Raw genomic sequence first — 13,796 nt, forward strand, 5'->3', positions numbered from 1 at the left:
GAGTTCGTGTCTCCTTGCGGTGCTGCCCTCTCCCACAAGGGGCGAGGGCACAATCACATGCATCTCGCTCGCGGGCTGGATTGACCGAGCGGCTCGTTCGTCTTGTTTAGTGCGTCCCCGACCAAATCTGGAAGCAGCCGATCGCGACTTCGATCACGATCAGCACCACCACGGCCACTTCGAGCCGCAGCGAGCGCTGGGTATCGATGATGTCGGTGAGCGCGTTGGCGGTCTCCGATACGGCGGTGAGCTTGCGCTCGAGGGTGTCGAGACGCTCCTTCAATTCGTACTCGTCCTCGAGACGGGAATAGAGCCGGTCGAGCTCGGGCTTCTCCCAGAGCACGTCGGGCTTCTCGGCAATCGCAACGCGGCCGGCGACGCGCTGCTGCACCAGCAGCGCGTTACCGATCAGCTGCAAAATGCCCTTGCGCCGGCGCGGAGTGCGGCCGCGCTCGGCGAGCTCCCGCGCGAAGGGCTCGATGACGTCGAATACGGCGGCGACGCGCCGCTCGTCGCGCGCCAGCGAGGTGCTCTTGGCAAGCGCGTCCGCAACCAGCAGCAGCCGGTCGTCGGAGAATTTGGCCAGGCAGATCGGCCCGCCCGGCTGGATCGCCTCGGCGTTCTCGTCGTTGCAGAGCTGCGCCTGCGCAGTCTCCTCCTCGTAGGGCCTGAACTCGCCGATCACCCGCGGCTTCAGGCTGTCGATGAGGATCTTTTCCTCCGAAGGGAGCAACCCGATCAGCACCACGACACCGTAACGGAAGATCACGGCAAGGCCCGTGTGGACGCGGAAGGCCGCGGGCGCCGAGGACACCAGCGTGCCGATCTCAAGCCCCGAGGCATTGATGCGGTCGCCCAGCATCAAGGCGCGGATCCGCAACGTCGGCGCGGCGTCCTGCTTCCGCGATGCTGGCGCCATGCCAACGGAGGGTTGATCGGCGTTCACACGAACATCCTGTTTGATAGGGCCGCTTTCCATCATTGCAGGTTTTTCCCGTCCAGGCCGCCGATCGAGACGTCGATGCTCGCGATCGTATAACCGGCCGATGCTCGACAATCGCGGCGGCGATATCCGGTTTCCTAGGGTCATCGCCTGCACCTGCCCGAACATTCGGCAATCTTGTTACCCGTACGCGACACATTTGGCTGATCACTGGCGGAGGTTTACCATTGAACCCGAAAGCGCCGTCGAGCGTTGCGCTCGGAACCGCAACGTGTTTATGACAACATTATTATAAGCTACGCTTCTCCCGAATTTGAGAGCCTGAAGCCTCGATCATGCTGAGCGTCATCATTCCGACCGAAGGCGTCGAGCAGACTGCGGTCGCAACTCTGGCCGCGCTGGTACCCGGTGCCGCTGCGGGGGTCATCCGGGAGGTCCTCCTGGTCGACGGCACCCGCAACGGCGTCATCGAGCGCGTTGCCGATGTCGCTGGCTGCCGTTTCATCGGCTATGAAGGCTCCTCGCCAGGCGCCGCGCTTGCCGCCGGCGCGCTTCAGGCCCGTTCTCCCTGGCTGATGTTCCTCCGCGCCGGCGCCGTGCTTGAAACCGGCTGGATCGAAGAAACCACCCAGTTCATCCAGGCCGTCTCGACGAGTGGCCGGGATCGCGCGGCGGTGTTCCGCTACGCACGCTCGCCTTACAGCGATACCGGATTCCGCCACATGCTCCGCGCGGTGGCGCGCATGCTGATCGGCCCGCTGGGCGATCAGGGACTTTTGATCGGGCGTGATCACTATGACCGGATCGGCGGCTACCCGCCCCAGGCGCGCCGTTCCGAGGCGCGGCTTTTGCGACGGCTTGGCCGCTCCTCCCGGACCATGCTGCGCAGCCGGATCGTGATAGTGGGGCGAGCCACCTGATACTTGCCAACGTCAAATATTTGATTGACAATGGCAAGTATCGAGGTGTCCCATGCCAGCAAGCCCTTCGCCATCAAGCTCTGCGACCGATCAGGTCTGCGATGACCAGGTTCAGGCGGTTCGCGCCTTCAACCGCTTCTACACCCGCAAGCTCGGCGTGCTCGACCAGCAGCTGCTGAAGACGCCGTTCTCGTTGAGCGAGGCGCGCGTGCTCTACGAGCTCGCGCATGGCGGCGAGCAATCGGCCAAGGAGATCGGCGTCGCCCTTGGGCTCGATGCCGGCTATCTCAGCCGCATCGTGCAGAACTTCGACGAGAGCGGGCTGATCGTACGCAAGCCGCTCGCAACCGACCGCCGGCAATACCAGCTGAGCCTGACCGCAAAGGGCCGCCAGGCCTTCGCCAAACTCGATCGCGTGACGCAGGAGGACGTCGCCGCGATGCTGCGAGCCCTGCCGGCCGAGGACCGCACGCGCCTGACCGGCGCGATGGAGGCGATCGAGCGGCTGCTCGGTCTGCCGCGCACGCCGGCCCCGCGCGCGATCCTGCGCGAGCCCCGCCCCGGCGACATGGGCTGGGTGGTGCAGAGCCACGGCGCGCTGTACGCCAGCGAATATGGCTTCGATTCCGGCTTCGAGGCGCTGGTGGCCGAGATCGTCGCCAAATACATGACCTCCTACGACGGCTCGCGCGAGCGCTGCTGGATCGCCGACATCGAGGGCCGCCCGGTCGGCTCGGTGTTTCTGGTCAAGGCGAGCGACGATGTCGCCAAGCTGCGCCTCTTGCTGCTCGATCCGGCGGCGCGCGGGCAGGGCCTCGGCCAGCGGCTGGTGGCCGAATGCGTCAGCTTCGCACGCGCCTGCGGCTATCGGCGAATGACGCTGTGGACGCAGAGCATCCTCGTTGCCGCACGGCACATCTATGAAGGCGCCGGCTTCAAGCTCGTCGCCACCGAACCGCACCGCAGTTTTGGCCAGAATCTGATCGGCGAGACCTGGGAGCGGAACCTGTAGCGTTCTCGCAACGGGCGAGATGCGCATGAATATGCCCTCGCCCCTTGTGGGAGAGGGCAGCGATGCTGGGAGACACGAACTCGCTTGGGTGAGGGGTTTGTCTCCGCGCATGAATCTTTTGCAGTGAATTCGCTGAAACAACCCTCATCCGGCGCCGTAGCCGAAGCTTCGCTTCGGCGTTCTTAAGGACGGCGGCCGAAGGCCGCCTATGCCACCTTCTCCCACATCCGCCTTCGCTAAAGCTTCGGCGGACATGAGGGGAGAAGGAAGACACAACTACACCGTCGCGCCTTTTGCCTTCGCCCTTCGCAGATGCTCATCCAGCCGCGGCATGATCTCCACAAAATTACAGGGGCGCGTGCGGTAGTCGAGTTGGGCGGCCAGGATGCCGTCCCAGCCATCGCGGCAGGCGCCGGGAGAACCGGGGAGACAGAAGATGTAGGTCGCGCCGGCGACGCCGGCGGTGGCGCGGCTCTGGATCGTCGAGGTCCCGATCTTGGCGTGGCTCAACATGTGGAATGCAATCGAGAAGCCGTCCATGCGCTTCTCGAATAACGGCTCGATCGCCTCGGGCGTAAGGTCGCGCCCGGTAAAACCGGTGCCGCCGGTGGTGATGACGACGTCGACACCGGCATCGGCGATCCAGCGTCGAATGACGGCGCGGATCGCCTCGATGTCGTCGGTGACGATCGCGCGCGCGGCGAGGTGATGGCCGGCGCCCGTGAGGCGATCAACGAGCGTCTGGCCCGACTTGTCGTCGGTGAGTGCGCGCGTGTCGGAGACCGTGAGCACCGCAATGTTGAGCGGGACGAACTGTTTTGACTCGTCGATCGATGCCATCGCTTGATACCTCCTTGCCCATCCACCGACGTCATCCTGAGGTGCGCGCCCTTGCGCGCCTCGAAGGATGGGCCGGAGGGTCCGGGGATGACGTACAGCCAGTCTACAACGCCCCGCTGCCGAATGTGTTGCAGGCCTGCACCGTGCCCTGCTTATAGCCGGTCATGAACCATTGCTTGCGTTGCGCGGCCGAGCCGTGGGTGAAGGAATCCGGCACCACCCTGCCCGTCGCCTGGCGCTGCAGCGTGTCGTCGCCGATCGCGGTCGCCGTGGTCAGGGCGGCGTCGATGTCGCCGGCTTCCAGGAAGCCCGGACGCTTCTTCTCCTCGCGGTTGACCCAGACGCCCGACAGGCAATCGGCCTGAAGCTCCACCTTGACCTGCAGCGCATTGGCCTCGGCCTTGCTGCCGGCCTGCTGCTGCAGCCGCGTCACCCGCGGAATGATGCCGAGCAGGTTCTGGATGTGATGGCCGGCTTCATGCGCGATGATGTAGGCGGCCGTGAACTTGCAGGCATTGCCGGAGCAGCCGCGGAAGCGCGTCTCGACCTCGCGGAAGAAGCCGGTGTCGAGGAAGATGGTGCGGTCCGGCGGACAATAGAATGGGCCCATCGCCGACTGCGCCATGCCGCAGCGGCCGCCATTGGTGGCGTTGCGGAACAGCACGATCTTCGGCCCGGCATAGCTCTGGCCGCTGGCCTGGAATATCTCGCTCCAGCGATCGTCGATCTCGCCGAGCACGCCGGAGATCATGCTGCCCATCTCGTCGGTCGGCGCGCCGCGCTTGCCCGAGGACGCCTGCCGATCGGTCTGGTAGGTCGGCGCCTGGCCGCCGCCGGTGAGGATCTCGGCACCGCCGATCAGGATGCGCGGGTCGATGCCGAAGGCGTAGCCGATCAAGCCGAGCACGATGACGGTGCCGATGCCAAGCCCGCCGCCACCCATGGGCAGGCCGAACCCGCCTCCTCCACCACCGCCGCCGCCATCGTCGCGACGATCCTCGATGTCGTCGCTGCGGCGGAAATCATCGTAGCGCATGGCGGTTTCCCTCAGTCCTTGCCGGCATCATCTGGGCGCAGAAGCGCGAAAGCCCAACGGCCACACATGTAAAATTTCCGTTGCATTCATCAATATCGTGCTCGGCAAAAATTGCCTAGTGCGACAGCGTGCCGATGCCAGCAATATTTTCCGAGGGTCGTGCAATTTTTTCCGAGAGAAATTGCAGTTCTTTTAGGGCTCAAGCTGCTCCCGCAACGCGAAGAAGTGCGAAATACACTGTAAAACACGGAGAATACGCGCAACAAACCGGGCGCAACTTGCGATGTGGTGCCTGCTCACAAAAGTAGCGGGTTAAGTCGATTTTTACTTTGCCGCTTCAATGTAACGGTCAGTCGGTTGTTTGGTCCCGCGTCGCCGACAGCGTCGCCTGAGTCAGAGTTCTTGAGTCATGGTAGAGTCGCGTCGCGGGGCGTCTGCAAGGGCGCCCCGCACAAATTTTGAATCCGCATCGCATCGCATCGTCCTCGGCGATTGCGTCGCCGAGATGTCGAAGCTTCAGGCCGGTTCGGTCGACCTCGTGTTCGCCGATCCGCCCTACAATCTCCAGCTCAAGGGCGATCTCAAGCGTCCCGACGAATCCCACGTCGATGCCGTCAATGACGACTGGGACAAATTCGATTCGTTTTCGGCTTATGACGATTTCACCCGCGCCTGGCTGCTCGCCGCCCGCCGCGCGATGAAGCCGTCGGCGACGATCTGGGTGATCGGTTCCTATCACAACATCTTCCGCGTCGGCGCGATCATGCAGGACCTCGGCTTCTGGCTCCTGAACGACATCGTCTGGCGCAAGACCAACCCGATGCCGAACTTCCGCGGCCGCCGCTTCACCAACGCGCACGAGACCATGATCTGGGCCGCGCGCGACGAGAAGGCCAAGGGCTACACGTTCAACTACGAAGCTCTGAAGGCGGCCAACGAGGACGTGCAGGCGCGCTCGGACTGGCTGATTCCGCTCTGCACCGGCGAGGAGCGCCTCAAGGGTGCCGACGGCAAGAAAGTTCATCCGACGCAGAAGCCGGAAGGCCTGCTCGCGCGCGTGCTGCTGTCGTCGTCAAAGCCCGGCGACCTCGTGATCGATCCCTTCAACGGCACCGGCACCACCGGCGCGGTCGCCAAGCGTCTCGGCCGCTCCTATATCGGCTTCGAGCGCGACAAGGCCTACGCCAAGGCGGCCGAGATGCGCATCGCCGCGGTCGAGCCGCTGCCGGAGGACAGCCTCGCCCCGTTCATGACCGCGCGCGAAGCGCCGCGGGTCGCGTTCTCCGAATTGATCGAGCGCGGCATGATCATGCCCGGCACGAAACTGTTCGACGCCAAGAAGAAGTTAGGGGCATTGGTCCGCGCCGACGGCGCCATCATGCTCGGGGACAAGGTCGGCTCGATCCACCGCATGGGTGCAGTGGCGCAGGGTTCGGCCGCCTGCAACGGCTGGACTTTCTGGCACGTCGAGACCAAGAAGGGCCTCAAGCTGATCGACGAGCTACGCGCCGAGATCCGCGCCGGCATGGCGGCGGAGTAGCGTCTCTATCTCCCGTCATTCCGGGGCTCGCGAAGCGAGAACTACGATGCGCAATTGCGCATTTGAGAATCCATTGGACCGCATGTTCAGACGTTCGATGGATTCCGGGCTCGCTCGCTTTGCTCGCGCCCCGGAATGACGACTTGTTGAACACCGCCGCCGCTGGAACTGCGATAGCATCATCGCTCCCGCCCCGACCGGCCGGCTCCCATGCGACGACAGTCCGAGACATTGCTGCTGGTGCCGCTGCTGCCGATCTTCCTCGTCGGCATGTTTCCGATGTTCCTGATCGGCCTGCTCGGTTTTTTCGGCCTCGCCCTCTTCGGCGTGCTGGTGGTCTGTGTCGGACTGGCCAGCAGCAACGAAGCGCACGACAATTTCAATCACGACGTCATCGTTCACGGCTATGCGCGGGGATCGGAGCGCGCCACGCAAGCGTCCAATATGCACACGGCGACGCGGCTGGCCTTGCGGCTCGAGGCCGTCGGCGCTGCCATGGTCATCGCGGCGGCGATCGGCCTCGTCTATCCCGGCTGATCTGCGCGGCGCGCAGATGCCACCCGGCAAACTCGCCGGTTGCGCTCCCGGACAAGCTTTTGGCAGAAGGGGCCGCCTGCGCGGCGATGATGCTGCGTTCGCGCCCGGCAACAGGAATTGGGGAGACAAACGATGCTCAAATTCTACTTCAACGGATCGCCGAACCCGACCAAGGTCGCGCTTTATCTCGAAGAGACCGGCCTGCCGTTCGAGCCGGTGAAGATTGACACCCGCACGGGCGAGCAGTTCGCGCCGGAATTCCTCAAGATCAATCCGAACGGCAAGGTGCCGGCGATCGACGACAACGGCACCATCGTTTTCGACTCGAACGCCATCCTGCTCTATCTCGCCGAGAAGACCGGCAAATTCCTGCCCGTTCCCGCCATCCGCGGTGAGACGCTGTCATGGCTGATGTTCATTGCCACAGGCGTCGGGCCGTATTCGGGTCAGGCCGTGCACTTCAAGCATTTCGCGCCCAAGGACCAGAACCACGACTACGCCCATAACCGCTACCAATACGAGACCGATCGCCACTACAAGATTCTCGACGGTCACCTCAAAGGCCGCCGCTATATGGTCGGCGATTATTATTCGATCGTCGACATGGCGCTGTGGGGTTGGGCGCGGATGGTGCCGTTCAAGCTCGGCGACGATGCCTTTGCGCGATATCCGAACGTGAAGCGCCTGGTCGACGAGATCTCGGCACGGCCTGCGGCGGCACGCGCGATCGCCTTGAAGGACAAGTTCACCTTCAAGGCCGAGATGGACGACGAGGCCCGCAGCAACATGTTCAAGCACATGACGACCAAAGTGGCCTGATCCTGCGACGGCACGATTTCAAGTCCACGCGCATGCGCGTGGACTTTTGCTTTTGAGACGTCTGCGCCGGTCAGGCGGCGTGGATTGAGCTCAGGAACTTGCCGACCTCTTGCTTCAGCCGGTTGCTGTCGGCCGACAGCGAGCGCGCCGCCGACAGCACCTGTGAGGAAGCCGAGCCGGTTTCGGATGCGCCGCGCTGCACGTCGCCGATATTGGTCGAGACCCGCTGGGTGCCGTGGGCGGCCTGCTGGACGTTGCGGGAGATCTCCTGCGTGGCGGCGCCCTGCTGTTCCACGGCAGCCGCAACGGTCGAGGCGATTTCCGAGAGACGCTCGATGGTGCCGCTGATCTCCCGGATCGAGCCGACCGACTCCTCCGTTGCCGCCTGGATGCCGGAGACCTGCTGGGCGATTTCGCCCGTGGCTTTTGCGGTCTGCTCGGCCAGCGCCTTGACCTCGGAGGCGACCACGGCAAATCCACGGCCGGCCTCGCCCGCGCGCGCCGCCTCGATGGTGGCGTTCAGCGCCAAAAGGTTGGTCTGGCCGGCGATCGTGCTGATCAGCTCGATCACGTCGCCAATCCGCGCGGCCGCCTTGGAGAGCTCGCCGACCCGCTGGTTGGTCCGGCTCGCCTGGCCGACAGCCTCGCCGGCGATTCGCGCCGATTCCTGCACCTGGCGGGCGATCTCGCCGACCGAGGAGGAGAGCTCTTCGGTCGCGGACGCCACCGCCTGGACGTTGGCACTCGCTTCCTGGGAAGCCGATGCGACGTCCGTCGACAGATCCTGGGCCCGCGCCGCGGTCGCGGTCAGCGTGCCGGCGGAGGCTTCGAGTTCGCCTGAAGCCGAGGACACGGTGTTGACGATCTCGCCCACCGCCTGCTCGAACTGATCGGCGAGCCTGACCATGTCGGCCTTGCGGCTCTCCGCCTGCCGTGCCTCGACCTCGATCTGCTCGTGGCGCAGACGCTCGGTCTCGACCATGCTGTCCTTGAACACCTGGATCGCCTTCGCCATGTCGCCGATCTCGTCGGCCTTGCCGCGTCCGGGAATCCCGACTTCGAGATTGCCGCCGGCAAGCAGCCCCATCGCGCGCGTCATCGCGGCGAGCGGCCCGACGATGCTGCGGGCGATCAGGAAGGCAACGATGCTGCCGAACAGGATGGCGAGGCCGCCGGCGACCTCCTGAACCGAGGTCGTGCCGGCGATTACAGCTTCGGCGGTGCTGCGTGAATCCCGGTAGTCCTTCTTCAAGGTGGTTTCCGCGGCCTTGAGCCTGCCGATGCTGTCGACGATGAGAGGTGCGAGGTTCTTGTGGTAGATCTCGTCGGCCTGAAGCATCGCGGCGGATGTCGTCTCGAACGCGGATTTGTAGATTCCGAGCGAGGTCTTCACCGGCGCGAGCGTGGCTCGCAATTCCGCCGCCTGTGGGCTCTTTTCGAGCGCGGCGAGCCGCTGTGATGCCCTGTCCACATTTGTTCTGAAGTTGGCGGGCCCCTTGACGTCGCGCATGGCCAGGAAACGCCAGTTCGCGATTTGAACAAGAAGGAGCCGGGATTCGAGGTCCGCGACGAGGGCCGCGGTATCTTCATCGACGGCTGCGCGCGCCACATCGACCAGCTTGCCCATCTTGACGGTCAATTCGTCGCCACTCGGCAGCAGCGTCGCCTTGCCCGTTCTCGCCTCATTGACGGCGTCGCCCAAATTGTCACGCAGGGCGTGCATCTTTGCGATGTCGGCGATGAGACCGTCGTAGAGCTTCCGCCGCTCCTCGGAAGCCGTGCCTTTCGCCCCGACCTGCAACAGCTCGGTCGCCGCGGTCTCGCGTTCGGCAGCCTCCTTCATCGCAGGCTCGCTGCCGTCGTAAATGTATCGCAGATTGGCCCGCTGGATCGCCTGCAGATGGGTCGATATCTCCAGGACCCGCGCGGTACTGTCAGAAAGGGCGGATTGTCTTGCGACCTGATCCTGGACCGCACGGAGATTCCAGACCGCGGTCACGGCCATGGCCAGTCCGACCGCTACGAGAGCCGTAAACCCGGCATAAAGACGACCTCTGATCCGCAAACGAAAGTTCGGCATTCCCACTGTCCACCCAGAAGCAAGAAAATTAGGGCTGCCGAATGCCTTCCGGTATTCGCCATCGGTCACCCTTGCAGCCATCAGGATCGCCCCTGGGACCACTCATGCTGCGGAGCACACAATGGTCGACACTTCTTAATCGTATCCTTCTTTTGTTCGCACGAACTTCTGGAAAGCTGACGGAATCTGCTGATTTTGTAAGCAGATGCGCAGGAATCTCGCGTCAACGCGATGGCAGGCCGCAGGTGCCGGCCGCCACCGCGTTGCTCCTCGGCGCGATCAGTTCGTGGTGCTGAGGGCCGCTTGCGGAAACGGCCCCAGCGCCCGCTCCGTGAGGACTGAATCGCAATATTCCCGGATCTCCTTGATCTTGCCGTCCGCCAGGCGGAACACGAGGCAGTAGTCGTTGTCATAACGCACGCCCTCGGGCGTGACGTTGTCGCCCTTGGCCTCCACGACGACGATGTCGCCGTCGGCGATGAAGCGGTGCGCGACCGTTCGGGTCCGGTCGCGAAGCCGCGTGCGCACATAGCCGTGCAGGTCGTTGAGGATCGACTCCTTGCCCGAGAATGTGCGCGACCAGGAATACTGGCCGGTCACGATCCATTTGGCGTCGTCGGCGAGGCTCGTGGTGAACAGCCCCCGGTCGCGTGCGGCCGGATCGGGGTTGGCGGCGGCGGCAAAAATATCCTGCATCAGTTTCTTGTTGGCGCTCGCGCTCATGGCGGCATCTCCGTGTAGTGACATCGCGCAGATCATCGCCGCCGAACCAAAATTCTTCAAATCGATAGATAATATGCTATCTATTCACCCCATGAATTTGAATTCGCTCGACCTCAATCTCCTGACCGCGCTCGACGCGCTGCTGCGCGAGGTCAATGTCAGCCGCGCCGCCTTGCGGATCGGCCTGTCGCAACCGGCCGCGAGCCACGCGCTGCAGCGCCTGCGCGACATCTTCGGCGATCCGCTGCTGGTGCGCACCGGCGCGCGGATGGAGCTGACGCCGCGGGCGTTAGCACTGCGCGCGCCGCTGGCGCAGGCGCTCGATCAGGTGCGCGGGCTGTTCGTATCAGATGAATTCGACGCGGCGCGCAGCGAGCGGCAATTCCGCCTGATGATGCCGGACCTCGCGGTCGAGCTATTGATGCCGCCGCTGATGGAGAAGGTGACGCAGACCGCGCCCAACGTCCGCATCGACGTCGTGCCGTGGCGGGGACCGGCGATCTTCCACGCCGAGTTCGCCCGCACCATCGACCTCGTGATCTCGATCGGCAACGCATTCAAGGGCTTTCACCGCCAGCTGCTCTACACCGACAGCGACGCGCTGGCGGTGCGGCGCGGCCATCCCGCCGGCGCCAAGCTGAAGCGGCGCGAGACTTTCCTGGCCGCGCGCCATGTCGGCGTGATCATCCGCGGCCAGCCGGAGGACCTGATCGACACCTGGCTGCGCAGCAAGGGCATCGAGCGGCACATTGCTCTCGTCGTCCCCGGCTATCTCGAAGCGCTGCATGTCGCCGCCCGCACCGACCTCGTCGCCTTCGTCCCGCGCCGGCTGATCGCGGCGCTGGCAAAACAGCTCGGGCTTGCCGTCGTGACGCCGCCGCTCGACCCTGGCATCGACGAGCAGTTCATGTTCTATCCGACCCGCGCGCAGATGGACCCCGGTTCGATCTGGCTGAGGCGGCTGATGCTGGAGACGGGTCGGGGGCTGGAGAAGAAAGCACGGCGCGCGGGATAGCTTTGTAGGGTGGGCAAAGCGAAGTGTGCCCACCACTTCTGTCGTAGCTTCAAAAAAATGGTGGGCACGGCGCTACGCGCCTTTGCCCACCCTACAAACGAAAAGGCTCACCCCTTCTGCGCGTCCATCGCCTTGCGCACGGCGGGGCGATCCGACATGCGCTTGAAGTGATCCGCGACCTTCGGCGTCGCGTTGATGTCGACGCTGTCGCCTTCGAGCCAGGTCGACAGGGTGTAAAGGTAGGGATCGCAGATCGTGTACTGCTCGCCCATCACCCATGGCCCCCTGAACATCTTCTGCTCGATGAGCGCGAAGCAGGCGCCCATGGTCTTCGGGACCATCGCCTTCATGTCGGCGAACGAGCTCTCTTGGCTCGCCCAGCGCGCGCCGCGCACCTTGTGGGCATGGTTGATGTGCACGGTCGAGCAGAGGTATGAGTTGAACGACTGCACCTGCGCAAAGTCGAAGGGGTCGTCGAGCGGCGCGAGCTTCGCCTTGGGGAAGCTTTGCGCGATGTAGGCCAGCATCGCCGGCGTCTCGGTCAGGACGCCGCGATCGGTGACCAGCGCCGGCACGCGACCCTTCGGGTTGATCGCGAGATAGTCCGGGCTGTTCTGCTGGTTGGCCTTGAAGTTGAGCCGCTCGGCCGTGTAGTCGGCGCCGGCCTCCTCCAGGGTGATGTAGGTGGCGATCGCGCAGGTGCCGGTGGCGTAGTAGAGCTTGAACATGTCGGACCTCATGGGAAAGCTGGAAATTAACGGCTGTCGGCCCGAAGGTCCATAGCACGATCTCCTCTTCGCAGTTGCCCACCGCGGCCCGCCTGTGCCAAGACGCCTGCAATTGGAGGGGTTCTGACATGACCGTACTCATCGCCGGTGGCGGCATCGGCGGGCTGACGCTTGCGCTCAGCCTGCACCAGATCGGCATCCCGGCAAAGGTGTTCGAGAGCGTCTCCGAGCACAAGCCGCTCGGCGTCGGCATCAACGTGCTGCCGCATGCGGTGCGCGAACTGATCGAGCTCGGGTTGATGGACAAGCTCGACGCCAGCGGCGTGCGCACCCGCGAGCTCGCCTATTTCTCCAAGCACGGCAAGCCGATCTGGAGCGAGCCGCGCGGGCTGGAGGCCGGCTACAAATGGCCGCAATTCTCGATCCATCGCGGCACGCTTCAGCAGCTCCTGCTCGACACCGCGATCGAACGGCTCGGCAGCGACAACATTCTCACCAGCCATCATTTGACCGGCTGGAATGAGACCGCCGACGGCGTGCGCGCTGACTTCGTCGACAAGGCCACCGGCAAGGCCGCGGGGACTTATGATGGCGCGCTGCTGATCGCCGCCGACGGCATCCATTCCGCCGCGCGAGAAAAGCTCTATCCGCAGGAGGGACCGCCGATCTGGAACGGCCGCATCCTCTGGCGCGGCGTCACGCCGTCGAAATCCTTTCTCTCCGGCCGCACCATGATCATGGCCGGCCACGAGATCCTGAAATTCGTCTGTTACCCGATCTCGAAACAGCCGGACGCCGCGGGTAATCACCTCATCAACTGGGTTGCCGAGCGCCACATGCCGCCGACCTACCAGTGGCGGCGCGAGGATTATAACCGCACCGCGCGACTCGATGAGTTTCTGCCGTGGTTCGAGAGCTGGCAGTTCGACTGGCTCGACGTGCCCAGCTTGATCAAGAACTGTCCGCACGCCTACGAATATCCGCTGGTCGACCGCGATCCGGTGCCGCAATGGACCTTCGGCCGAGTCACGCTGATGGGCGACGCCGCGCATCCGATGTATCCGATCGGCTCCAACGGTGCCTCGCAGGCGATCCTCGATGCCCGCGTCATTACCCGCGAGATCCTCGCGCATGGACCGACGCATGCGGCGCTCGTGGCCTATGAGGCCGAACGACGGCCTGCGACCACCAGTCTCGTCCTGCTCAACCGCAAGAACGGCCCCGAGCAGGTGATGCAACTGGTCGAGGAACGCGCGCCCGGCGGCTACGATGTCGTCACCGACGTATTGTCGCAGCAGGAGCTGGAAGACATCGCCGCGAACTACAAGCGCGTCGCGGGTTTCCAGGTCGAGGCGCTGAATGCGAAGCCTGCGATTGTGAGCGCGGATGCGCGCGCGAAGGTGTGAGGGTTTGGCTGAGAATTCGCCGCGAACGCCTCTTCACCTCGCCCCGCTTGCGGCAGGGCTGTCCCGGGAATGATTCACTATGCCGCAGCGCATGCCCAGCAAATCCAGCGTGAACCGGATACTTTCTGGTTGTCGAGACACAGAAAAGGGCCGGGCATGCAATACATGAATAGCATCTTTGGAGAGCTCCTCAAACC

13 protein-coding genes are annotated in these 13,796 nt (G+C 64.2%); 7 read left to right on the top strand and 6 right to left on the bottom strand.

Translation table 11 applies throughout. The annotated features are described in order from the left end of the window. Positions 1-106: 106 nt before the first annotated feature. On the bottom strand, positions 107-919 hold the full coding sequence (locus tag IVA82_RS28365; RefSeq protein WP_247391112.1) for an RMD1 family protein: 813 nt from the start codon (positions 917-919) through the stop codon (positions 107-109). Positions 920-1,278: 359 nt separating this feature from the next. On the opposite strand from IVA82_RS28365, the gene IVA82_RS28370 reads away from it, so the two are divergent. Then, entirely contained in the window at positions 1,279-1,863 is a 585-nt protein-coding gene (locus IVA82_RS28370) for a glycosyl transferase (RefSeq protein WP_247391079.1), read from the top strand. Positions 1,864-1,915: 52 nt separating this feature from the next. After that, a complete protein-coding gene (locus IVA82_RS28375; RefSeq protein WP_247391077.1) occupies positions 1,916-2,875 on the top strand; it encodes a helix-turn-helix domain-containing GNAT family N-acetyltransferase in 960 nt (319 codons plus the stop codon). A 276-nt stretch (positions 2,876-3,151) separates the two neighbouring features. Here IVA82_RS28375 and moaB read toward each other — a convergent pair whose 3' ends face one another. Next, the gene (moaB, locus tag IVA82_RS28380) at positions 3,152-3,715 is read right to left on the bottom strand and encodes a molybdenum cofactor biosynthesis protein B (RefSeq protein WP_247391075.1); all 564 of its coding nucleotides are present in this window, start codon (positions 3,713-3,715) and stop codon (positions 3,152-3,154) included. Positions 3,716-3,818: 103 nt separating this feature from the next. Then, on the bottom strand, positions 3,819-4,751 hold the full coding sequence (locus IVA82_RS28385; RefSeq protein ID WP_247391074.1) for a neutral zinc metallopeptidase: 933 nt from the start codon (positions 4,749-4,751) through the stop codon (positions 3,819-3,821). A 409-nt stretch (positions 4,752-5,160) separates the two neighbouring features. On the opposite strand from IVA82_RS28385, the gene IVA82_RS28390 reads away from it, so the two are divergent. The 3 genes from IVA82_RS28390 (at position 5,161) to IVA82_RS28400 (ending at position 7,647) form a co-directional block, all read left to right on the top strand. Then, complete coding sequence (locus IVA82_RS28390; RefSeq protein WP_247391072.1) at positions 5,161-6,291, top strand: site-specific DNA-methyltransferase; 1,131 nt, start codon at positions 5,161-5,163, stop codon at positions 6,289-6,291. 210 nt (positions 6,292-6,501) lie between these two features. After that, positions 6,502-6,828 carry a hypothetical protein gene (locus tag IVA82_RS28395; RefSeq protein WP_247391070.1) on the top strand — a complete coding sequence of 109 codons (327 nt, stop codon included), beginning with the start codon at positions 6,502-6,504 and terminating at the stop codon, positions 6,826-6,828. Between the two features lie 132 nt (positions 6,829-6,960). After that, entirely contained in the window at positions 6,961-7,647 is a 687-nt protein-coding gene (locus tag IVA82_RS28400) for a glutathione S-transferase family protein (RefSeq protein ID WP_247391068.1), read from the top strand. A gap of 70 nt (positions 7,648-7,717) precedes the next feature. On the opposite strand, the gene IVA82_RS28405 is transcribed toward IVA82_RS28400, so the two are convergent. Continuing rightward, entirely contained in the window at positions 7,718-9,727 is a 2,010-nt protein-coding gene (locus IVA82_RS28405; protein ID WP_247391066.1) for a HAMP domain-containing methyl-accepting chemotaxis protein, read from the bottom strand. Between the two features lie 279 nt (positions 9,728-10,006). Further along, on the bottom strand, positions 10,007-10,450 hold the full coding sequence (locus IVA82_RS28410) for a nuclear transport factor 2 family protein (RefSeq protein WP_247391064.1): 444 nt from the start codon (positions 10,448-10,450) through the stop codon (positions 10,007-10,009). A gap of 91 nt (positions 10,451-10,541) precedes the next feature. Here IVA82_RS28410 and IVA82_RS28415 point away from each other — a divergent pair, with 91 nt between their 5' ends. Next, positions 10,542-11,465, top strand: coding sequence for a LysR family transcriptional regulator (locus IVA82_RS28415; protein ID WP_247391110.1), 924 nt, complete (start codon positions 10,542-10,544; stop codon positions 11,463-11,465). 107 nt (positions 11,466-11,572) lie between these two features. Here IVA82_RS28415 and IVA82_RS28420 read toward each other — a convergent pair whose 3' ends face one another. Then, a complete protein-coding gene (locus IVA82_RS28420) occupies positions 11,573-12,193 on the bottom strand; it encodes a glutathione S-transferase family protein (protein ID WP_247391062.1) in 621 nt (206 codons plus the stop codon). 128 nt (positions 12,194-12,321) lie between these two features. Here IVA82_RS28420 and IVA82_RS28425 point away from each other — a divergent pair, with 128 nt between their 5' ends. Continuing rightward, entirely contained in the window at positions 12,322-13,599 is a 1,278-nt protein-coding gene (locus tag IVA82_RS28425) for a flavin-dependent oxidoreductase (RefSeq protein WP_247391060.1), read from the top strand. The last annotated feature ends 197 nt before the right edge of the window (positions 13,600-13,796 follow it).

It is taken from the genome of Bradyrhizobium sp. 142 (genome assembly GCF_023074015.1).
Classification (GTDB): Bacteria; Pseudomonadota; Alphaproteobacteria; order Rhizobiales; family Xanthobacteraceae; genus Bradyrhizobium.